Raw genomic sequence first — 20,823 nt, 5'->3', positions numbered from 1 at the left:
CTATAAAAAAGCGTAGAACCTGAATTTACTCTACCTAGGAGTATGTACCTTACAATGCCGTCCGAACTACCAGTAAATATTCTCCTGGTTGATGACCACTCAGAAAACTTGTTGGCCTTAGAGGCAATATTACAAAGCCTAGGTCAGAATCTGGTTAGGGCGACATCGGGTGCCCAAGCTCTGAGATGCTTGCTCAATCAAGATTTCGCCGTGATTCTGCTTGATGTTCAAATGCCAGATATGGATGGATTTGAAACGGCAACTCTCATTCGACAACGTGAGCGATCGCGCCATACGCCAATAATTTTTCTGACAGCATTTAGCACGAATGAGTCGATGGTATTTAAAGGATATGCCTTAGGAGCAGTAGACTACTTATTCAAGCCAATTGAGCCAGAAATATTAAAATCTAAAGTGGCGGCGTTTGTTGATTTATTTCAGAAAACAGCAGAGGTGCAAAGACAAGCAGCACAATTAGCAGCCTTGAATGCCGATCTGAGAAAAAGCGAAGAACAGTTTCGCAGTTTAAGCGCTTGCTCACCTGTGGGCATCTTTTTAACAGATATTTCGGGACAATGTACGTACACTAATCCTCGCTACCAAACTATTTTAGGAATTACTTCAGAGGAAAGTTTAGGAACGGGTTGGTTGCGATCGCTTCATCCAGAAGAAAGAGATGAAATATTTGCCAATTGGTCTGCCTGTGCTAGTGAAGGTAGAGAATACCATAGTGAGTTTCGCCTAATAACTCCCGCAGGAATTGAGCGCTGGGTTAACCTCCGTTCCTCACCGATGCTATCCGATCAAGGCGAAGTTATCGGTTATGTCGGCACAGTAGAAGACATTAGCGATCGCAAGCAAGCTGAGGAAGAACACATTAAATTGATTCGTGACCAAGCAGCGCTTAAAGAGGCGCAAGCAGCAAACCGTCTCAAGGATGAGTTTTTAGCTACTCTTTCTCACGAACTCCGCACACCTTTAAACTCAATACTTGGCTGGTCTAAACTACTCCGCAATCGCAAATTAGATGAGAAAGCCACTGCACGTGCTTTGGAAACAATTGAACGCAATGCACTTTTGCAGGAGCAACTTATAGAAGACATTTTGGATGTCTCTCGCATTATTCGCGGCAAGTTAGTGTTGAATATCTGCCCTGTTAACTTAGTCTCGGTGATTGAGTCCGCAGTCGATACTGTGCGTCTCCAAGCTGAAGCTAAGAATATTTTATTTGAGTTTGTGATTGCATCCACCGAAATAGCGAGCATCAGCAGTCGGGACAAAAAACCAAGTAACAAGGCCAATAATGGTCATTTCTCTCCTGCGATCCATCTTTCCTCACCTTTCACCGTCTCAGGTGATCCAGACCGCTTGCAGCAAGTTGTTTGGAATCTACTCACCAATGCTATCAAATTCACACCCCAAAACGGTCGGGTAGAAATTAGGCTATCAATTATCAGTGGCCGAGAACCAGAACAAAGCACTGACAATGAATCAATAACAGCAAACAACTATGCTCAGATCCAGGTGAGCGATACAGGTATTGGTATCAAGCCAGACTTTATCCAATATGTTTTTGAGCGTTTTCGTCAAGCTGACGGCAGTACAACCAGAACTCACACAGGGCTGGGATTAGGGCTGGCGATCGCCCGTCATTTGGTAGAACTGCATAAAGGATCTATCCATGCAGAAAGCCCTGGCGAAAATCAAGGAGCCACCTTTACTGTGAAGTTGCCTCTTTTAGAAATAAAAGAGCAAACCACCCAACAAACAGAAGAAACCCCAGAGCCAAATTCTTCTAGCTCACTACCCTCAGCAATTCTAAAGAATGTACGAGTGCTACTTGTTGATGACGACAATGATACACGTCATTTTTTGGCAATAGCACTACAAGAGTCTGGAGCTGATGTCAGAGCTGTTACTTCAGTTCACGAAGCACTCTCAGCAATTCAACAATTTCCACCAGATATATTGATTAGCGATATTGGAATGCCCGAAGAAGACGGCTACGCACTAATCCGTAAAGTGAGGCTTCTCGAACCAGAACAAGGAGGGCGGATTCCAGCAATTGCCTTAACAGCTTATGCCAAAGAGTCAAACTCTACAGAGGCGTTAACAGCAGGCTTTCATATGTATGTCTCTAAGCCAGTTGAGCCAATTACCTTAATTAACATGATCGCAAAACTGGCAGAACTAAATTGTCATATTTGAAAAGTTTAATATAACTAAATTTGGCAGAACAAAACCTTTTTTATTATTTGCTCAGTTTTAACCGAAGGCAAAATTGTATAACACTACAAAATTAACCAAACTCAAAAGAGATTGGAATAGAAAATATGTTGCTATTCTGATAAAAATTAAAATGTTTTGCAATAATTAAATACATTACTTTAAGCAATAATACTGAATAAAAATGATGGTATGAATAATCATCACATTTTAAAAGCAACCAGAGAAACAGTTCATCTTGGTGGTTTTTCGTATTTGCTAGAACCTGCACTGACTATTGATTCGGGCGATACGATTGAGGTGGAAACTTACACTGGTTACTATGTCTACGACAAAGCACCACCCAAGTTTCTTACTAGCGAATTTCTTGATATCTGCCAAAATCTAGCACCAGAACGCAAAATTGCTGGAGGCCCACATTTACTGACAGGGCCAATTTATGTAAGAGGTGCAGAACCAGGCGATGTTTTGGAAGTAAAATTAGAGGCGATCGCACCAAGTCTCCCAGTTGGCTTCAATGCAATTCGTACAGGCTGGGGAGCCTTACCACAGCAGTTTCAGCAACCTGCCTTAAGATTCATTCCCCTCGATTTAGAAAACAACATTGCAGAATTTCCGGCGGGTACTGGCATCAAAATTCCCCTCAAACCATTTTTTGGTATCCTTGGTGTCGCCACTCCAGAAACGTCTCGCACTTCGATTCCACCTGGTTCTTATGGTGGTAATATCGATAACCGTGAACTCCAATCAGGTTCTCGGATATTTCTGCCTATTTTTGTCCCTGGTGCATTATTTTCTATTGGTGATGGACATGCAGCACAAGGAGATGGCGAAGTCAATGTCACCGCCATTGAAACTTCAATGAACGGGACTATCAAACTCAACCTGCGTAAAGATTTGCATCTGACAACACCAATTGCTGAAACTCCTACTGATATCATCACAATGGGCTTTGGTCAAACTTTAGATGAAGCCTTAGAAGTAGCTTTAAAAAACATGATTAATTTTCTGGAAAGATTTATCTTTTTATCGCCAGAAGATGCATATGTATTGTGTAGTTTAGCAGTAAATTTTCGCATCACTCAAGTTGTGAATAGCCCACATAAAGGTGTACATGGAATGCTCCCTAAATCTATCTTCTCTAATACAATCAATTTATAGGTTGCAATTTAGCGTTCATTTTTTATGTCTAATATTCTCATCCAACTATTGCTAATTGGTTTAGTTGCTGGAGTTGCTGGAGGTATGTTTGGCATCGGTGGGGGAGCAATTATGGTTCCAGCGATGGTTTTAATAATGGGATTGGAGCAGAAATTTGCTACAGGCACTTCCATTGCTGCACAAATCTTACCAATCGGGATTTTAGGAGCAGCAGTTTACTATCGCAATGGGAATCTCAATATCAAATACGCTGTAATTATTGCGCTTGGTCTAGTAGTTGGCAATCTATTTGGGGCATTGTTTGCCAATCAGCCATTTATTAGTAACGAGATAATGAAGAAGCTGTATGGAATCTTTTTATTACTCTTAGGCGCTCGCTATTTAATTAACAACTGAATATTTTAGTTGAGTTTTACCAATATTATTACTAGATTCTCACCAAGCTATTGCGTAGATTCCTGCTGTTGAGAATCTTTTCATAAATTCTTCCCTATCCTTGCTTACCGATGACACTTCATCAATTTTTGATTATAGTTTCATCAAAAATCTAAGTTTAAATATACATTTGAGTAAAGAATTTCGTGGTTTTGTATAATATTAACCATTTTTACAGTTATTTTTTAAGTGAGTTGACGATAAAAATAAAAAGCTAAAATTAAGCTAATAGATAATGCTCAACTGTGTCTGCCGCTACTAGCAATTAGACAAACATTCTTCAGCAGGTAACTCAAATCGATAAAAATGGATCGTCGGAATTTTCTAAAGTATGCGACTTTAGCAGGATCTAGTTTTGCCTTGGCTAGTTGTATTCAGGGTAAAAATTCCAACGTACAAAGTGAGGCTTCTCCTTCAGTGTCGTCTGTAGTGGAAAATGAACCTCTGAAGGTTGGATTTGTGTATATGGAACCTGTGGGTGATTTTGGTTGGACTTACGCCCATGATTTAGGTCGTAGAGAAATGGAAGCCAATCTTCAAGATCAGGTAAAAACTACTTTTATTGAGAATGTCAAAGAAGGTGCTGATGCGGAGAAGGTAATTCGCCAACTCGCGTTAGAAGCGAACAAACTAATTTGTACGACATCCTTTGGCTATATGAATCCAACAATTAAGGTAGCCAAGGATTTTCCTAATATCATATTTGAACACTGCACAGGATATAAACGTGCTGCTAATGTCGGCACTTATTTGGGTCGCTTAGAAGAACCGCGATACTTAACTGGTATGATTGCTGGCAAAATGACAAAATCAAATGTTATTGGTTTTGTTGGGGCATATCCAATTCCTGAAGTTATACGGGGAATAGGTGCATTCACCCAAGGACTGCGATTAACAAATCCCCAAGCAAAAGTCAAGGCACTTTGGGTACAGAATTGGTACGATCCAGCTAAAGAAAGAGAAGCAGCGCAAGCTTTGGTAAATTTAGGTGCGGATGTATTGACGCAACATACTGACTCTGCTGCTGTTGTTCAACTAGCAGAGGAGAAAGGTATTTATGCTTTTGGCTACAATACTGATATGAGTAAGTTTGGTGCAAAAGCACACCTCACATCAGCAATTAATAAATGGGGCAAATTCTATACAGATACAGCTTTATCTGTCATAAATGGCACATGGAAGTCTAAAGAAGTTTGGTATGGTATTGCTCAAGGGATAGTAGATATTTCCCCGATGAATCAGACAATTCCCGCTGATGTTCAGCAATTAGTAATCGCCAAGCGTGAAGAGTTTATTCAAGGTGTTGCCCATCCTTTTGCTGGCCCGATGAAAGACCAAAAAGGCGTAGTGCGCGTACCAAAGGGTAAAGTGCTTGATGATAAGGGACAATTGGCGATGGATTGGTATGTTGAAGGAATTGAAGGCTCAATCCCCAAGAATAAATTTTAGGATGTCCTTTATCAATACTTTAATTTTGATAATACCCTGCTCCTTTATTGACAAATTGCAAGGTAAAAGCATCTTTATAGTTAACATTGGGCTGAGAAATTCCGGTATTCACCATGCTGTCGAATAGCGATCGCCAACGTTCCTCAGTCATTGCCCTAATGCCTTGTTTTTCTGCTGCACCAGAAATGACAATTCCATATTCTTCGAGTTTAGGAATGCTATAGGCTAGCTGTTCATCTGTCATTTCGGGATTTTCTTTTTTAATTAATTGATTAGCCGGCTGGGGATTTTCTAAGTAATTGTACCAACCTTTAATTGAAACATCAACAAATCTTTGTACTAAATCTGGGCTTTTTTCTATCAGTTCTTTTTTTGTCTCAATAGTAGTTGCGTATGTTTCATAACCATAATCTGCTAGTAAAAAAACTACTGGCTTAAACCCACCCTGCTTTTCAATTGCGAAGGGTTCCGATGTTACATAGCCTTGCTGGGCTGATTGTCGGCAAGAAAGGGAGCAGGATTAAAGTTATAAGGGTGTTTTTGCTCATCGGTAAAACCATACTTAGCTTTGAGAACAGGCCAATAAGTAACATTGGCAGCAGTTGAGATATAAATTGGTTTGCCTTTCAGGTCGGCAAGGGTTTTAATTGCTTTGTTGGGATGGGCAATAATACACTGGGGGTCTTTTTGGAAGATTGCCGCTACAGTGATTTTCGGAATTCCTTGAGCGATCGCGTTTATGGCATCAACGCCATAACCCATGAAAAAATCTACCGCACCCCCATCAACAACTGAGTACCGTTGGGGACTTGAGACCCACCAATCTTGATACTGACATCAAGACCATACTCGTTATAGATTCCTGCCGCTATAGCCTGGTAAAATCCGCCATGTTCTGCCTGTGCTATCCAATTTGTGCCAAAGGTGACTTTATCTAATCCTGAACTAGTGGTTGGCTTTTGGTTGCTATTAGCACAAGCGCCAATGATGCTGCTGCCTATACAAATCGAACTGTATTGAAATAATTGACGACGGCTAAGGCGATGAATTGCTGTTGATGAGGATGGAGATGGATTCATGGAACAAGATCATGCTTTTTTGACATTGGTGTTTTAGCTGATTCTGAATGTACATTCTAGAATCAGCTTTTGGTTCACCAAGGAATAAGGTTGAATTGCTAAAGCGCGTTTAAAAGCTTTGATCGCTTCACCATACTCACCCAATGCTGCATAACATAAACCCATGCCGTGGAGTGCGCCAAAATGCACAGGGTTGAGATGAACAACCATCTTACAGTCTGCCAAGGACTTTTTGTAATCGCTGATACTGTAGTAAAGAAAAGCGCGACGATTCCAGGCTTCAGCAAAATCTGGTTGTTCGTTGATTAGTCTTGTCAGTACTGTTTCGGCTTCAGTAATTTCCCCAGCATCTAGTAACTTCTGGCTGTGGTCAATCTTCTCCAGTCCATAAATTCCTTTCTGCTGAAACCAGATGCGCCAGATTTTCTTAGTTGCCTGTTCGCGGACTGTGACATCGGAGTTTTTCAAATCTTTAAGTAAGGAATTGATAGATAAAGAATCCATGAATCTGATCTAAGTAATTGTATCTTTATATCAACTTTCGCACAAAATTCTCTACTTAGTCATTTTTAAAGTCATCTTTAAAATTCTTTCATTGCAATTGCAAATTTGACAATTGTTGTGTTATTTTTGTTGTATTCAGTAATACTATTAGTACTGAATTAAATATATGGATTCATATAAAATTAGTCATTAGGACATAAAAATTTTAAAGATAAAAACTAACTTAAGGTGCTTGACAAGCTCCTATTGGCTAATTGTTGATAAAAACATTACAAAAAAACAAATTGACTATGCCAAGACCCGATAGTGTTTCCAGGCATATCGTTCTAACATCTCATCCTAGTAGCTTTGGGCCTAAACCAATCCCCATTCATTGGGGAGCAGCGGATGCTATGCAACGTGGCCCAGTTATTGCCACTTTGACAAAGCAGGCACACCGCAATGTAATTGGTACTCATTCTGGTAGCTATGCAGTGTATCGTGCATTAGCAGTAGCTAGCGGTGCTTTACAGTCGGATCATCGGGCAGATTTGACCAACACATCCCCGGTAGCGCATATTGGCCCGTATCCGAGTTGGGCAGACCCTGATAAAATAGTTTCCCTTGATCCTTTTGGGGCGGTGGCTAGTGAGGTGTTCGCATCTTATTACGCACAGGGCTATGATATCCGTCCAACGATCGCCATAACTCAGGCTCATATTAATATGCCGGAACTGCAAGAGGCAGTAGACAAAGGGCGCTTGCAAATTGATGGCAAGATTATGAAACTCGGTGGTGATTTGGTTGTCACTAAGGCTGCAATTGAGCCGGTTTGGTATTTACCAGGAATTGCCAAACGCTTTGGGATTACAGAAGCAGATTTACGTCGGGCTTTATTTGAGCAAACCGGGGGAATGTTCCCAGAACTAGTGACACGTTCGGATTTGGAAGTCTTTTTACCACCGATTGGGGGTGTGACGGTGTATATTGTCGGTGATATCGCCGCGATCGCCGATCCTAACAAACCTCTAGCTGTGCGGGTACATGATGAATGTAACGGTTCCGATGTCTTTGGTTCAGATATCTGCACCTGTCGCCCCTATCTTGTACATGGCATTGAAGTATGTGTGCAAACTGCACAGGAAGGAGGCGTTGGTGTCATTGTCTACTGTCGTAAGGAAGGTCGTGCTTTAGGAGAGGTGACGAAATTTCTAGTTTACAATGCTCGCAAGCGTCAAGAAGGAGGCGATCGCGCTGATGCCTACTTTGCCCGTACAGAATGTGTGGCGGGAGTTCCAGATATGCGCTTTCAAGAACTAATGCCGGATGTGCTGCATTGGTTGGGTATTACCCGCATTGACCGCATGGTGTCGATGAGTAATATGAAGTTCAACGCCATTACCCAAGCGGGGATTGAAATTGTCGAACGGATACCAATACCTGAAGATTTAATTCCCCAAGATGCGCGGGTAGAAATTGAGGCGAAGAAAGCGGCTGGTTATTATACCACTGGAGATGTGTTAGATGTTGATAGTTTGGCTGAGGTGAAGGGGCGTTCTTTAGAAGGATAAAACTTCATCCTTTTGGGGTGTATCGGCAGTGGGGTAGGTGATTGGTGGAGAAAGGAACCGCAGAGGCGCAAAGGACGCACAGAGAACAGGGGATTTTAATTGCTTATCTTCGTTCCCCAGAGGCGATTCGGGAACGTTGTGGACAGTTGTTTGCATGGGTGTGTGAGGGAAAATCAAATCATTTTGTTTGCGATTTAACGCAGTTGGGAAGAGTCGCGGATTATGTGATTGAGGTGATGCGGGAGGAATACCCGGATTTGCAAATTCCATTTCATAGCCGTTGGCGGCATTTTGAGGCTGGGGGTGTGCCGCGATTAGTTAAGTTGGATACTCAGTTAAGGGGGCTAACTCGCTTACAGAAAGCTGCTGCTAAGTTTGATTTGGCAATTGTCAGTGTGTTGTTGGATGCAGGTGCAGGCGATCGCTGGCATTATGATGAGCAGGAGACTGGGTTAAGGTTGGGACGTTCCGAAGGATTGGCCGTTGCTAGTTTCCAGATGTTTTGTCAAGGGGCTTTTGCGAGTAATGGTTTGCTGCAAGCTGATGCTCTAAAATTGCAAATATTAACTGAAGCAGAACTAGCAACTGGATTCCAGGTAAAAACAGAAAATCCCTTAGTAGGAGTTTCTGGACGGTTGCAATTATTACAAAAGTTAGGACAAGTCCTACTTTCTTCACCTCATCTGTTTGGAGAAGAAAATCCCCGTCCAGGGAATTTAGTAAATTATCTGTTGAGTAAGTCAGAAAATGGGCAGTTAGCAGCTGCAATGGTGTTAAGTGCAGTGCTGGAAGGACTAAGTAACATTTGGCCCGGCAGATTAGAGGTGGCTGGGGTGAATTTGGGTGATGTGTGGTTTCACCCAGCTATTGACGATGATGGTTTAGTACCTTTTCACAAACTGTCTCAGTGGTTAACATATTCTTTATTAGAACCACTACAAGAACTTGGTTTAACAATCACTGGTTTAGATAACCTCACTGGATTACCAGAATATCGCAATGGGGGATTATGTCTTGATTTGGGACTCATCAGTGCTAAAAACTCAGATATTTTAAGCTCATCTCACTCAGTCGCATCAGAAGTTATAGTTGAATGGCGCGCTTTGACTGTGATTCTGTTGGATAGAATTGCTGCTACAGTCCGCGAAAAATTGAGTATGAGTACCGAGGAACTACCATTAGTGAAAATCCTCCAAGGAGGAACCTGGACAGCTGGGCGTAAAATTGCCGCTGAACTCAGAACGGGTGGTACACCCCCCATACAAATAGAAAGTGATGGCACGGTATTTTGAGTGGGGACTGGGGACTGGGGGACAAGGGGAAAAGGGGACAAGGGGAAAAGGGGACAAGGGAGAAAAACTCTCTCCCATGCCCCTGCTCCCTGCTCCTTTTCCTCTTCTCCCAATTCCCAATCCCTAATCCTCATAACTAATATGGAAAATCAAGTAACATTAATCGAACATCCATTAATTCAGCACAAACTAACGCTGATGCGTAAAGTTGAAACCAGCACAACGAAATTTCGTAACCTCGTCAAAGAAATTAGTTTGTTGTTGGCTTATGAAGTAACGCGGGATTTACCGCTGAAATATGAAGAGATTCAAACACCACTAGCCTCAATGAATGCACCCTTACTTGCGCCTGATAAAAAGCTGGTGTTAGTTTCTGTGATGCGGGCGGGACAGGGAATTTTAGATGGGATGTTGGAGTTGATCCCATCAGCAAGGGTAGGGCATATTGGTTTATACCGCGACCCAAAAACCCTGATTCCTATTGAGTATTATTTTAAGGTTCCCCATGATGTGGAGCAGCGAGATATGCTTGTTGTAGATCCGATGTTAGCCACTGGTAATACTGCGGTTGCAGCCGTGGAAAGATTGAAATCAACTAATCCCTTGTCAATTAAATTTGTCTGTTTACTCGCTGCACCAGAAGGGATCAAGCATTTTTGCGAAGTACATCCTGATGTGCCCATATATACAGCTGCTATTGATGACTATCTGGATGAACATGGCTATATTATTCCAGGGTTAGGAGATGCAGGCGATCGCTTGTTTGGCACAAAATAATTAGTCTGAGTGGCGATTTTCTCCGAAGTAGGGAGTGCCTAAAGCTTTGGGCGGTGTAGATTTCCCAGCTAATCCTACTAATGCTAGCAAAGCGATCGCATAGGGTAGCATGATCAGAAATTGGTAAGGGATATTTGCACCTAATGCCTGAATTCGTAGTTGTAAAGCTTCCGTAGCACCAAACAGCAAACAAGCCAAAGCACTACCTACAGGATGCCATCTGCCAAAAATTAATGCTGCGATCGCAATAAATCCCTTACCAGCACTCATCCCCTCGGCAAAAAACCTTACCTGTACCAAAGTTAAATAAGCACCCCCCAAACTCGCAAGACAACCACTAATTATCACCGCAATGTAACGTACCCTTAGCACCGAAATTCCTGCTGTATCAGCGGCTTTGGGAGATTCACCTACAGCCCGCAAAGTTAGGCCAAAACTGGTTTGAAATAAAATGTATGTAGTAAAAATTATTAAAATAAAAAGCAAATATACAAAAATATCTTGCTGGAATAACAACGGCCCAATCAGGGGAATATTGGCAAAACCGGGAGCGATAATTGTCCCAATACTGGGTAATTGCTGTGTACTGCTACCGCTAAATACCAACCGGGCTAAAAATGATGTTAACCCAGCTGCAACAAGATTAATTGCTAACCCGGACACCAATTGATCAACGCACAAAGACACGCACAAAAAAGCATGGAGTAACCCTACCAATCCCCCAGCAATTAAGGCAGCAAGGATACCAAGCCAGGGATTGCCAGTGTAAAAGGTGGCAGCAGCACTAGTAAAAGCACCAGTGAGCAACATACCTTCAAGGGCGATATTCAGCACCCCCGAACGTTCCGAGTACAATCCGCCTAGTGCAGCAAATCCCAAGGGTACAGCTAGACGTAAAGTAGCTACGAGGTAATCAGAGAAAAAATTGAGATTATTCATAGAGTTATTTTGAAACGCAGAGGTTCACCAAGGAAAGCGCAGAGGAACGCAGAGAAGTCTTTGCGAACCTCTGCGTTAAACCTCCGCGCTCCTTTGCGTTTTTACTCTTATCTGTCTTTCCACCGCCAAACTGATAGCAATAAACAACACCGTTAAACCCTGAATTGCGTAAACTACGGTTACTGGAACACCTGCACTACGCTGCATCACATTCGCACCACTACGAAGCGCGGCAAAAAATACAGAAGCGAGTACCACACCCAAAACACTACCACGACTTAAAAAGGCGATCGCGATCGCATCAAACCCATAACCCGGTGAAACTTGTTCAAATAGCCGATATTTCAACCCCATTACCTCACAAGCACCAGCCAACCCAGCTAAACCACCTGCTAAACTCATTACTAGGATAATGGTACGTTCTACAGAAATTTTGGCGTAACGGGCGGCAATCGGGTTAAATCCTACTGCCGTAATTTGGTAACCTAGAGGCGATCGCGCTAACAACACCCATAAAATCCCTGCCGCAATTAACCCCAGCAAAATCCCCGCATGGGCAAGACTCTGCGGTAAAATAATCGGCAACTGAGCAGATTTGGCAATTAATGGCGAATAAGGGCTAGGCGCAGCTGGTGCTTTCAAAGGATTTTGTACTAGGTAGCTAACTAAATTGACTGCGATATAGTTCAACAACAACGTCGTAATTACCTCATTCACCCCCCGCATTGCTTTAAGATAACCGGGAATCCAACCCCAAATTGCACCAAAAAGAAATCCGACTAACAACGCTAAGGGAATATGAACTACAGCAGGTAATCCTTGCACGTACAACCCAATTAAACTACTTCCCAAAGCACCAAGGTAAATTTGTCCTTCCCCACCGATATTAAATTGTCTGCCACGCAACGCCACCAACACCCCTAAACTAGTGAACAATAGCGGTGTCATCTTGGTAAGGGTGTTACCAAACCCAAAGTAAGTAGAGAGGGATTCTTGAAATAAAGCCGTGTATGCAGCGATGGGATTAGCCCCAGCAAGTAGGATAAGGATTGCGCCAACGATCAGGGCGGAGGCGATGCCTACGACGGGCTGCGCCAACGCAATTAGCGGTGATAGGATTGGTAGCAGAAGTTTAAGATAATTTGTTGTAGTCATGATGCGATGATTGCCAATCCTCAACCTCAAAAAATGAGTATCGAGCAATACCTCGATTGGGAACCATTACAAGACTGTCGCTACGAATACGTGAACGGCGAAGTCTTTGCCATGACTGGCGGTACAATTCCCCACAATGATATTGTCCTGAATTTCTACAGAGCATTGTATCCCCATCTGCGTTCTAGAGGTTGTCGAATTAATGTTGCAGATGTCAAATTGCAAGTAAGTCTTGAAAGCCCATACTACTACCCTGATGTGGTAGTTAGCTGCGATGCACGAGATTTAAATGCTCGGAAATTTATTCAATTTCCAAAACTAATTATTGAAGTTTTGTCTCTAGGTACGGAAGCTAAAGATAGGGGAGAAAAATTTGCATTTTATCGGACTATTCCTAATTTGCAAGAATACATTCTGATTGAATCAGAAAAAATTGCAGTTGAATCTTACCGTCGTGGTGAAGGTAGGATGTGGCTGTATTATCCATACGCAATTGGAGATTCTATTACTATAGAAAGCATCGGTTTTAGCTGTGCGATTGATTTAATTTATGAAAATGTGAATTTTGAAAAGGGAGTTTAGGGAGATATTTGATCGTGCAAAGACGTAAATAAGAATGCAACAAGGCTAATGCGATCGCAATAATCTTTCATTCTGCTTTTGTGGCTTGGCGGCAACTGATAATGCGAATATTTAATTAACCGCCCTCGTACAAAAAGACCAATATCAATATATCGTTCTTCATCAGATGCTTTAAGATTGATGAATGGATGCCAAACCTGATGCTAGCAATATGCAAAAAATATTTCCCGGTGAGGTATTTGCCAACACTGCTGATTTTGATGCAGGAATTCGCCAGCTATTACCGCGATACGATGAGATGCTGGAGGTAATTACTCGTTGTTTACCTTCCACAAGTCGCCGCATCTTAGAATTAGGCTGTGGTACGGGTGAAGTCAGTCTAAAAATACTCAACCGTTGTCCAGATGCTGAAGTAGTAGCCCTAGATTACTCGCCCCGAATGCTGCAATTTGCCCAAGCTAAGATCACAGCAGCTGGATATCAAAATCGGTGGAGTGGTGTGGAAGCAGATTTTGGCGACTGGGCAGATAATCCAGAGAAATTAAATATAGGTAGCGAATTTGATGCCTGTGTATCGTCCTTAGCAATTCACCATCTCAATGATGAGATGAAATTTAAGCTATTTCAACAAATTGCCGCCAGCCTCATTTCTAGTGGCTGTTTTTGGAATGCTGACCCTATACTACCAGAATCACCTGTCTTAGCAGAGGTATATAAAGCGGCGCGAGAGGACTGGGCAGCGCAACAAGGAAAAACACTGGCAGAAGTACGTGCTAAGGTTGGTACAAGTGTGACGCAAGGTTACTCCAGCCAAGACCAGTTAGCTTCCTTGGATACACATATACAAATGCTAACAAAAGCTGGTTTTGTCACAGTAGCAGTACCTTGGAAATATTACGGATTGGCGGTTTTTGGTGGCTGGCTGTGCAGATTTTAAATTTTAGTTTTTAACTCAAAAAGCTCCATATCAACTCGAAGATATTTAAGTTTCTAGTAACAAATCAGTAATAAATTACACATTTATCCTTGGCAAGACCTATTATAGAAACCCATTGGGCCTGTGAAGGAGGTTTTGCTAAATGAGACAAAGATTTCGGGCGAAATTTGCGGAATCACAATTTGTCTTGTGTTTCTATTTGATATGCCAATATCACAATACCCTTTAAAAATTCATAAGTCGTAATTTGTAATTCTTAATTACGAGGAAATTAAGCCCCCCCTTAGAAAAGGAGGGCTGGGGAATCTTCCCGAACCAAATACCACTAACTGAACCGTATTCGTCTTTAATTACGAATTAAGAATTAATAATTACTAATTACGATGAGGCTACTGTCCTCTCTCAACAGACCCGTCCGTAAATATAGAGTAGAAAGTTTTTTAAACCAGGCAAAATCGGGACACGCCACTTGCGTTAATTTTTCTGCTCCTTTAAAAAGTGGGTGTAACTCCACTGTCTGCCATCACTTAGTTTACGAAGGAGAATATTTTGGATGGCTCGAAATAAGAAGAAATCAACTGGATTTAAGTGTGAACATCCAGTTTACTCTAGATGCCCTATATGTTGTATTATCCCACCACATATACTAGAAACCGTCGCCGTGAATGGCAACCCTGAGCAGCGTCGCTGGGCTTTTCATACATTAAATGTTTCGGCACAGCTGCGTGGAAGACGGAATGTAGTAGGTACTGTTTCGTTTGCGCCATCTCCAGGTGTAAAGCGCCGTACTATCTACGATGCTAAAAATTCTGAATACCTGCCAGGTACACTGGTACGTGGTGAGGGTGATCCGCCAAGCAGTGATGAAGCAGTTAATGAAGCTTATGATGCTGCTGGCGCTACTTATGACCTATTTCATCACATATTTGATCGCAATTCTATTGATGATAAAGGACTGCGTTTAGACTCTACCGTACATTATGGTATCAAATACGACAATGCTTTCTGGAATGGCGACCAGATGGTTTATGGTGATGGTGACGGAGAATTATTCCAACGCTTCACTAAGTCAATTGATGTGATTGCACATGAGCTAACTCATGGTGTAACTCAGTATGAAGCAGGATTACAGTATTACGGCGAGCCAGGCGCGCTAAATGAATCGTTTTCTGATGTTTTTGGTGTTTTGGTAAAACAAAAGGTCAAAAATCAAACAGCACAAGAGGCAGATTGGATCATTGGGGAGGGTCTTTTGGCTCCGGCTGTCAAAGGTGTTGGTATTCGCTCTATGAAAGCACCGGGAACTGCATATGATGACCCTGTACTTGGTAAAGATCCCCAGCCAGCCCATGTAAAAGATAAATATAATGGTGTTGAAGATAACGGTGGAGTACATATCAACTCAGGAATCCCCAACTATGCCTTTTATTTAACAGCAGTGGAGATTGGCGGCTATGCTTGGGAAAAAGCTGGCAAGATATGGTATATAAGTTTACGCGATCGCCTGCGGGCTAAATCTGATTTTAAAAAAGCTGCCGACACAACCATTAAAGTGGCTGGAGAACTCTACGGTAGTGGTAGTAAAGAACAGAAAGCTGTACAGAACGCCTGGCAAAAGGTAGGAGTACTTATGGTATGAGTATAGTGAATGATGAATGATAGATGAGTAAAAGTTTTATAATTCATCATTCATCATTCAGAATTTACACTGTGTTGTCCTTTATTGTTAAACTGGAAGATGATAGGTACAATCTCCCAGTCTTTTTATTTCTCCCCCTAGACAGCACAACGGAGAGCAAAAAATGCGGATCTCGTTTGAACGGACGGGCGGCTTTGCTGGAATTAGTAAGAAAACAACCGTTGATACAGCTACTTTGCCACCAAACGAAGCAAACGAACTACCCCGACTGGTAGAAGCTGCTGATTTATTTAAGTTACCTGAAAAAATTACTTCCCCTAACCCTCAGTACGATCGCTTTCAATATAAGTTGACAGTGGAAGACCAGGGAAAGCAACATACAGTGACGGTGAGTGAGGCCGCATTACCGGGAACCTTAAGACCCTTAATTGAATGGCTGAATCAGGTATCACATCGCTCAACTTGATGAGAGAGTTTTCATTGAATACGCGCCAACCTTAGAATTCCAAAGAAGCAAGCTATGCGATCGCCTCTTTGGAGTAGAAGCAGTAACTCTAAGGTATTTTGAATTTTGCGTAACGGTACTAAGTAATCGGTAAAGCCATCGCTCCATCAGCCGATAAAGATTCCCAAGCTGTGCCTTTATAGCCATAATCAAAAATTTCGGGATGTAACATTTCTGCCAAAATTTCTAGGGAATCTACTAATCGTGGCCCTGGACGGTTGAAGTAAGAATTACCATCAGTAATGTAGACTTTACCACTTTTGGCAGCATTGAGTTTTGTCCACTCTGAACGTTGAGTTAATAACTGTGCTTCTTGGCGAGTACGATGTAAATCCCAACCGCAAGGCATCAAAATCATAATATCGGGATCGCTCGCTACTAGTGTTTCCCACGGCAAAGAAGCAGATGGCTCCCCTGCGGTGCTAAACAGTGTTTGTCCACCTGCTAAGTTGACTAATTCAGGAATCCAATTACCGGCTCCCATCAAAGGATCAGTCCACTCAATACAGGCAACAGTTGGTAGTTCTGTTAAAGAAAGCCCTTGAATTTTTTGCTGACAGATTTTGACACGAGCTTCTAAGTTTTCTAGAACTTTTGCTGAGTCTACTCCAAAGATGTTGCCCACTCGCTCGATATCAGTCCAAACATCTTGGAGAATATTGGGTTGTAAAGAAATAATTTGGGGCGAACTGTGGATAAGATTGGCAACTGCTTTTTCTACTTCTTGCAAGCTGACTGCACAGACATCACACTGGTCTTGCGTCACAATGTGGGTGGGCTGCAATTGCTCTAAAGTATCAGTTTTAATTTCATAGATACTAAGAGCAGATTGCAATAACTTGTTAACCTCATTGTGAATCTCGCTGCTAGAGGCATTGCTGTTTAAGCGTGCTGCGGTACAAACAGGACGATCTTGAATTTCTGGGGGGTAGTCGCATTCGTGCGATCGCCCAACAATTGCATTAGTCAAACCCAGTACTGCTAAAATCTCCGTTCCACTGGGAATTAGAGATACAATTCTTACACTGCTATCTACCATGGCTCCACCTATGCAACAGCTGCTCTTAGTTTAATTGTCGCAAAAGTTGTGAGGAGGAGTATCTCTATCTAAGGGAATACACAAGTGTTTTTGCAGTCAGTACTAAGCGGTAAATTACGCTGCTTGCAGAAGTCGAGACAAAAATATAGGGCACAGAGGAAGGAAATAAAATAAAATCAATCTTCTTTTTTCACCTGCCGAAGGCTTTAAGCTTAAGGGTTGGCTTCATCCACAGTTTTTGAAGTATGAGGTTATTATCAAGCTGGTCTTTATAGTTAATTTATAAGTCTGCATATAATACTAATTTACATTGATGAGCGAATATACTTTTTAGCTGAAGGTGTATTTCAAGGAGCTTTTTTCTGTCGCCCTTTTGAGCAAGCTGTCCCATTGGTGACCAGCATGACTTGTGACCAAATCAAAATTCTGCTGTTTTGTGACAATCACACAGAAGTTGGAACGACAACAGCAGTTGCCAGCTTCGGGAACAATGCTGGCTTTGTGTCTTCTATACTCTCTGATTTAGAGATGCAAGACTCTAACGTCCAGCCCCAGTTTGAACTGATTCAAGCACAAGATTTTCTAGAGACTATATACATTTTACAAACTCAATCTATAGATATATTTATCTTGAATTTATTAATGAAGGATGCTAAACATTTAAAAGTTATCTCTCATGTGCGTAGACGTGTAGTAGCTTGTCGTCAGACATCGCTTACTCCTAACGTGGCAATTGTAGTAATCACTGATGCGGAAGATGAAGTTCACAGTTTGCAAGCTCTGAATATCGGCGCACAGGACTATTTAATTAGAAGTGAGATTATCCCTCAGCTTTTACGCCGGAGGTTGCTCAGTGTAATTGAACAACAACGACGTCAATGCAGGGAACAAGAAATCACTGTTGCCAGACAGAAAAAAGTTGAAAAGAGGCAGTTTCCAGATTTATCTAAACTGTCTGAGGGCGAAACCCATTGGCGTTGCTTTGCTGAGGCAACTTTTGAAGGAATCATGCTACATGATAATGGAATAATATTAGATGCAAATAATATTCTGGCAGAAATGACTGGTTATGAAATTGCAGAACTAATTGGCAAAAATAGTCTTGATTTCACCACATTAGAATCGCAAAATTTGATAATACAAAATATAATTTCCGGGTCTGAAAAAGCTTGCGAAGTAATTGTAGTTAGGAAAGATGGTTCTACTTTTCCTGTAGAACTGCAAGGTAAAGTTATTTCTTATGCGGGTCAAACAATGCAGGTGGTAGCAGCTAGAGATATTACAGAACGCAAGCAGGCCCAAGAGGCTTTGCAAATTAGAGAACATACGCGCCGAAAACAAAGCCAAACGTTGGTGCAATTAGCAAGAAGTAAAACATTCCAACAAGGCAATCTTCATGCAGCATTTCGTGAAATCACAGAAGCTGCTGCTCAAACACTATCAGTGCAGCGAGTAGGTGTGTGGTTATACAACGAAGACTGCTCAACCATTGAATGCATTAATTTATACAATGCCAAGACAAAAGAGCATACCTGCGGTTTATCACTGCTAAAAGCAAATTATCCTGCTTATTTCCAAGCATTGGAAGAAGAACGTAGCATTGCGGCACATGATGCCATCAATGACAAAAGAACCCAAGAATTATCCGATTCTTATCTTTCAGTATTAGGCATTACGTCATTGTTGAATGCACCGATTTGGCTCGGGGGTCGTTTACTGGGGGTAGTATCCCACGAACACATTGGTGAGATTCGCCAGTGGGCATTAGAAGAAGAGAATTTTGCAGGCTCAATAGCAGATTTCGTCACACTTGCCATAGAAGCAAGCGAACGTAACGCCGCAGAAGAAGCGCTAAGAAAGAGCGAGGCACAATTCCGGGCAATTTTTAAATGTTCTTCTATCAGTATTGGGCTGATAGACATGAAAGCACAAATAGTGGATGCTAATCCGGCGCTGTGTCAGATGCTAGGGTACAGCCGCGAAGATCTGTGCGGCAAGCACTTTACAGATTATATTTCTCAACCAACAGGAGATTTAGAGCTTTACAGACAACTTGTGTCAGAAACGAGCGTAGATGCAAAGCGCCATGCTGATAGACATCGCATTGAGACAGAAAAGTTGTTCCTGCATAAAGAGGGCCGATTAGTGTGGGCCCACCTTTCAATTTCATTGATACCAGACAGTAACGGTAGGCCTGAGTTTTTCCTAGCAATTGTCGAGGACATTACTGAACGCAAGCAAACAGAGTTGAAACTGCGCGCATCTCAGGCAGCAGCAGAAGCTGGTAGTCGTGCAAAGAGCGAGTTTTTAGCGACTATGAGCCATGAATTGCGAACACCCCTCAATGCGATTATGGGTTTATCTCAGTTGCTGCAACAAGAAATGGTTGGCTCTCTCAATGAAAAACAAAAGGAATATATCAGTTGTGTATATAGTAGTGGCGAACATCTACTAGCATTAATCAACGATATCTTAGATTTGTCTAAGGTAGAGGCAGGTAAAGAAGAACTGTTACTGTTGCCTTTATTGGTATCAGAGTTATGCAATTATGTGATATCAACGATGTCTGATCAAGCTCTAGAAAAGGGCTTGCAACTCACCAGCGAAATTGATCCAAAAGCTGATATTTGCATTGCTGATGAGCGACGGCTCAAGCAAATGCTACTGAATCTGCTCACCAATGCAATTAAATTTACTCCAACAGGCCAGGTCTCTTTAGAAGTTAATAAAGTAACCAATGGCATTACATTTACAGTTGCAGATACTGGCATTGGTATTGACCCTAATCATTTTCAATTTCTGTTTGAACCTTTTAAACAACTTGATAGTCGCTTAAATCGTCAGTACGAAGGAACCGGTTTAGGTTTAGCGTTAACGCGCAAGTTAGCACGTTTGCATGGTGGCGATGTGACGGTGGTATCAACTGTAGGAGTAGGCAGTCGGTTTACTCTGTTTCTCCCGGATCAACCTTATTTGGTAGAGGAGGAGACAGATAATTAGGCTTGCAGTTTTGTAGAAATTAATAAATTTTATGGTTATATAAGATTAATAATTAATATGATTTGAAACATTGGAAAAATGAACAAATTAACTTTTGTCTATAAACATATTAAATTATAATTTTTTCTTCATTCTTACATGGGAAATATCAGCTTCTATAAATATTTCTCCTTCTTGTACAAAACCTAATTTTTCATACAAATCTTTGATATATTCTTGGGAATGAATTACCACTTCTTGAATATTTTTGCAGGCTATAATTTCTAGTGCTTTTTCCATGATTTGCTGACCAATCCCCTTTCCCCTAGCGGTAGACAAAACTGCAAGTCTTTCTAGCTTTGCAGTTTTATTATCTAAATACCTAATTCTAGCAGTCCCGACAGCTTGCTGATTTAAATAAGCGATGAGATGTTGAGATATTTCATCTTTGCCATCAAACTCTAAAGCTGGATCGACGCCTTGTTCTTCCTGAAAAACGGTTATTCTAATTGCTTTAATTGCAGCAAAGTCTTCAGGAAAGTCAACGATTTTAATGATGACATTGTTAATCACAA

At 41.7% G+C, this 20,823-nt stretch carries 20 protein-coding genes and 1 pseudogene; 12 read left to right on the top strand and 9 right to left on the bottom strand.

Annotation, left to right across the window (positions count from 1 at the left end):
• Window positions 1-54: 54 nt before the first annotated feature.
• The 4 genes from AC5JL8_RS19620 to AC5JL8_RS19605 all read left to right on the top strand — a co-directional run bounded on the left by AC5JL8_RS19620 (window position 55) and on the right by AC5JL8_RS19605 (window position 5,271).
• Window positions 55-2,208, top strand: coding sequence for a hybrid sensor histidine kinase/response regulator (locus AC5JL8_RS19620; RefSeq protein WP_495881354.1), 2,154 nt, complete (start codon window positions 55-57; stop codon window positions 2,206-2,208).
• A 210-nt stretch (window positions 2,209-2,418) separates the two neighbouring features.
• A complete protein-coding gene (locus AC5JL8_RS19615; RefSeq protein WP_495881353.1) occupies window positions 2,419-3,387 on the top strand; it encodes an acetamidase/formamidase family protein in 969 nt (322 codons plus the stop codon).
• Window positions 3,388-3,411: 24 nt separating this feature from the next.
• Window positions 3,412-3,783, top strand: a complete 372-nt coding sequence (locus AC5JL8_RS19610) for a TSUP family transporter (RefSeq protein ID WP_495881352.1) — start codon at window positions 3,412-3,414, stop codon at window positions 3,781-3,783.
• A 345-nt stretch (window positions 3,784-4,128) separates the two neighbouring features.
• Entirely contained in the window at window positions 4,129-5,271 is a 1,143-nt protein-coding gene (locus tag AC5JL8_RS19605) for a BMP family ABC transporter substrate-binding protein (protein ID WP_495881351.1), read from the top strand.
• A 19-nt stretch (window positions 5,272-5,290) separates the two neighbouring features.
• Here AC5JL8_RS19605 and AC5JL8_RS19600 read toward each other — a convergent pair whose 3' ends face one another.
• The 5 genes and pseudogenes from AC5JL8_RS19600 to AC5JL8_RS19580 all read right to left on the bottom strand — a co-directional run bounded on the left by AC5JL8_RS19600 (window position 5,291) and on the right by AC5JL8_RS19580 (window position 6,854).
• Window positions 5,291-5,515 (bottom strand): hypothetical protein, encoded by a 225-nt coding sequence (locus AC5JL8_RS19600; RefSeq protein ID WP_495881350.1) that lies wholly within the window; start codon window positions 5,513-5,515, stop codon window positions 5,291-5,293.
• Between the two features lie 90 nt (window positions 5,516-5,605).
• Window positions 5,606-5,728: pseudogene (locus AC5JL8_RS19595) on the bottom strand (ABC transporter substrate-binding protein); the annotation flags it as partial.
• Window positions 5,729-5,745: 17 nt separating this feature from the next.
• Entirely contained in the window at window positions 5,746-6,033 is a 288-nt protein-coding gene (locus tag AC5JL8_RS19590; RefSeq protein ID WP_495881349.1) for an ABC transporter substrate-binding protein, read from the bottom strand.
• 8 nt (window positions 6,034-6,041) lie between these two features.
• Window positions 6,042-6,350: a hypothetical protein gene (locus tag AC5JL8_RS19585; RefSeq protein WP_495881348.1), complete on the bottom strand. Its 309-nt coding sequence runs from the start codon at window positions 6,348-6,350 to the stop codon at window positions 6,042-6,044.
• A 33-nt stretch (window positions 6,351-6,383) separates the two neighbouring features.
• Entirely contained in the window at window positions 6,384-6,854 is a 471-nt protein-coding gene (locus tag AC5JL8_RS19580) for a tetratricopeptide repeat protein (RefSeq protein ID WP_495881347.1), read from the bottom strand.
• A gap of 290 nt (window positions 6,855-7,144) precedes the next feature.
• On the opposite strand from AC5JL8_RS19580, the gene AC5JL8_RS19575 reads away from it, so the two are divergent.
• The 3 genes from AC5JL8_RS19575 to upp all read left to right on the top strand — a co-directional run bounded on the left by AC5JL8_RS19575 (window position 7,145) and on the right by upp (window position 10,473).
• Window positions 7,145-8,404: a GTP cyclohydrolase II gene (locus AC5JL8_RS19575; RefSeq protein ID WP_495881346.1), complete on the top strand. Its 1,260-nt coding sequence runs from the start codon at window positions 7,145-7,147 to the stop codon at window positions 8,402-8,404.
• A gap of 44 nt (window positions 8,405-8,448) precedes the next feature.
• A complete protein-coding gene (locus AC5JL8_RS19570) occupies window positions 8,449-9,696 on the top strand; it encodes a URC4/urg3 family protein (protein WP_495881345.1) in 1,248 nt (415 codons plus the stop codon).
• Between the two features lie 141 nt (window positions 9,697-9,837).
• Window positions 9,838-10,473: a uracil phosphoribosyltransferase gene (upp, locus tag AC5JL8_RS19565; protein ID WP_495881344.1), complete on the top strand. Its 636-nt coding sequence runs from the start codon at window positions 9,838-9,840 to the stop codon at window positions 10,471-10,473.
• Here upp and AC5JL8_RS19560 read toward each other — a convergent pair whose 3' ends face one another.
• Both AC5JL8_RS19560 and AC5JL8_RS19555 read right to left on the bottom strand, forming a co-directional pair.
• Window positions 10,474-11,412 (bottom strand): ABC transporter permease, encoded by a 939-nt coding sequence (locus AC5JL8_RS19560; RefSeq protein ID WP_495881343.1) that lies wholly within the window; start codon window positions 11,410-11,412, stop codon window positions 10,474-10,476.
• Between the two features lie 75 nt (window positions 11,413-11,487).
• Window positions 11,488-12,567: an ABC transporter permease gene (locus AC5JL8_RS19555; RefSeq protein ID WP_495881342.1), complete on the bottom strand. Its 1,080-nt coding sequence runs from the start codon at window positions 12,565-12,567 to the stop codon at window positions 11,488-11,490.
• Window positions 12,568-12,573: 6 nt separating this feature from the next.
• Between AC5JL8_RS19555 and AC5JL8_RS19550 the strand changes: the two genes are divergently transcribed.
• The 4 genes from AC5JL8_RS19550 to AC5JL8_RS19535 all read left to right on the top strand — a co-directional run bounded on the left by AC5JL8_RS19550 (window position 12,574) and on the right by AC5JL8_RS19535 (window position 16,191).
• Window positions 12,574-13,149 carry a Uma2 family endonuclease gene (locus tag AC5JL8_RS19550; protein WP_495881341.1) on the top strand — a complete coding sequence of 192 codons (576 nt, stop codon included), beginning with the start codon at window positions 12,574-12,576 and terminating at the stop codon, window positions 13,147-13,149.
• Between the two features lie 211 nt (window positions 13,150-13,360).
• Window positions 13,361-14,086 (top strand): class I SAM-dependent methyltransferase, encoded by a 726-nt coding sequence (locus AC5JL8_RS19545; RefSeq protein ID WP_495881680.1) that lies wholly within the window; start codon window positions 13,361-13,363, stop codon window positions 14,084-14,086.
• Window positions 14,087-14,639: 553 nt separating this feature from the next.
• Window positions 14,640-15,725, top strand: coding sequence for a M4 family metallopeptidase (locus AC5JL8_RS19540; protein WP_495881340.1), 1,086 nt, complete (start codon window positions 14,640-14,642; stop codon window positions 15,723-15,725).
• A gap of 163 nt (window positions 15,726-15,888) precedes the next feature.
• Window positions 15,889-16,191, top strand: coding sequence for a protealysin inhibitor emfourin (locus AC5JL8_RS19535; RefSeq protein WP_495881339.1), 303 nt, complete (start codon window positions 15,889-15,891; stop codon window positions 16,189-16,191).
• 118 nt (window positions 16,192-16,309) lie between these two features.
• On the opposite strand, the gene AC5JL8_RS19530 is transcribed toward AC5JL8_RS19535, so the two are convergent.
• Window positions 16,310-17,269 carry a cobalamin-binding protein gene (locus AC5JL8_RS19530; protein ID WP_495881338.1) on the bottom strand — a complete coding sequence of 320 codons (960 nt, stop codon included), beginning with the start codon at window positions 17,267-17,269 and terminating at the stop codon, window positions 16,310-16,312.
• Between the two features lie 402 nt (window positions 17,270-17,671).
• Here AC5JL8_RS19530 and AC5JL8_RS19525 point away from each other — a divergent pair, with 402 nt between their 5' ends.
• On the top strand, window positions 17,672-20,269 hold the full coding sequence (locus tag AC5JL8_RS19525) for a PAS domain S-box protein (protein WP_495881337.1): 2,598 nt from the start codon (window positions 17,672-17,674) through the stop codon (window positions 20,267-20,269).
• A 114-nt stretch (window positions 20,270-20,383) separates the two neighbouring features.
• On the opposite strand, the gene AC5JL8_RS19520 is transcribed toward AC5JL8_RS19525, so the two are convergent.
• Window positions 20,384-20,818 (bottom strand): GNAT family N-acetyltransferase, encoded by a 435-nt coding sequence (locus AC5JL8_RS19520; RefSeq protein WP_495881679.1) that lies wholly within the window; start codon window positions 20,816-20,818, stop codon window positions 20,384-20,386.
• Window positions 20,819-20,823 lie beyond the last annotated feature (5 nt).

Source organism: Mojavia sp., from assembly GCF_059505145.1.
Note: the sequence above shows the minus strand (reverse complement) of the source record. Positions and strands in the feature narration are given on the sequence as shown.

Coding starts and splice junctions, on each gene's coding strand:
- AC5JL8_RS19525 (WP_495881337.1), top strand. CDS start 17,672: ATGACTTGTGACCAAATCAAAATTCTGCTGTTTTGTGACAATCACACA.
- AC5JL8_RS19600 (WP_495881350.1), bottom strand. CDS start 5,515: ATGACAGATGAACAGCTAGCCTATAGCATTCCTAAACTCGAAGAATAT.
- AC5JL8_RS19530 (WP_495881338.1), bottom strand. CDS start 17,269: ATGGTAGATAGCAGTGTAAGAATTGTATCTCTAATTCCCAGTGGAACG.
- AC5JL8_RS19615 (WP_495881353.1), top strand. CDS start 2,419: ATGAATAATCATCACATTTTAAAAGCAACCAGAGAAACAGTTCATCTT.
- AC5JL8_RS19545 (WP_495881680.1), top strand. CDS start 13,361: ATGCAAAAAATATTTCCCGGTGAGGTATTTGCCAACACTGCTGATTTT.
- AC5JL8_RS19540 (WP_495881340.1), top strand. CDS start 14,640: ATGGCTCGAAATAAGAAGAAATCAACTGGATTTAAGTGTGAACATCCA.
- AC5JL8_RS19590 (WP_495881349.1), bottom strand. CDS start 6,033: ATGGGTTATGGCGTTGATGCCATAAACGCGATCGCTCAAGGAATTCCG.
- AC5JL8_RS19575 (WP_495881346.1), top strand. CDS start 7,145: ATGCCAAGACCCGATAGTGTTTCCAGGCATATCGTTCTAACATCTCAT.
- upp (WP_495881344.1), top strand. CDS start 9,838: ATGGAAAATCAAGTAACATTAATCGAACATCCATTAATTCAGCACAAA.
- AC5JL8_RS19550 (WP_495881341.1), top strand. CDS start 12,574: ATGATTGCCAATCCTCAACCTCAAAAAATGAGTATCGAGCAATACCTC.
- AC5JL8_RS19555 (WP_495881342.1), bottom strand. CDS start 12,567: ATGACTACAACAAATTATCTTAAACTTCTGCTACCAATCCTATCACCG.
- AC5JL8_RS19585 (WP_495881348.1), bottom strand. CDS start 6,350: ATGAATCCATCTCCATCCTCATCAACAGCAATTCATCGCCTTAGCCGT.
- AC5JL8_RS19580 (WP_495881347.1), bottom strand. CDS start 6,854: ATGGATTCTTTATCTATCAATTCCTTACTTAAAGATTTGAAAAACTCC.
- AC5JL8_RS19620 (WP_495881354.1), top strand. CDS start 55: ATGCCGTCCGAACTACCAGTAAATATTCTCCTGGTTGATGACCACTCA.
- AC5JL8_RS19560 (WP_495881343.1), bottom strand. CDS start 11,412: ATGAATAATCTCAATTTTTTCTCTGATTACCTCGTAGCTACTTTACGT.
- AC5JL8_RS19605 (WP_495881351.1), top strand. CDS start 4,129: ATGGATCGTCGGAATTTTCTAAAGTATGCGACTTTAGCAGGATCTAGT.
- AC5JL8_RS19535 (WP_495881339.1), top strand. CDS start 15,889: ATGCGGATCTCGTTTGAACGGACGGGCGGCTTTGCTGGAATTAGTAAG.
- AC5JL8_RS19610 (WP_495881352.1), top strand. CDS start 3,412: ATGTCTAATATTCTCATCCAACTATTGCTAATTGGTTTAGTTGCTGGA.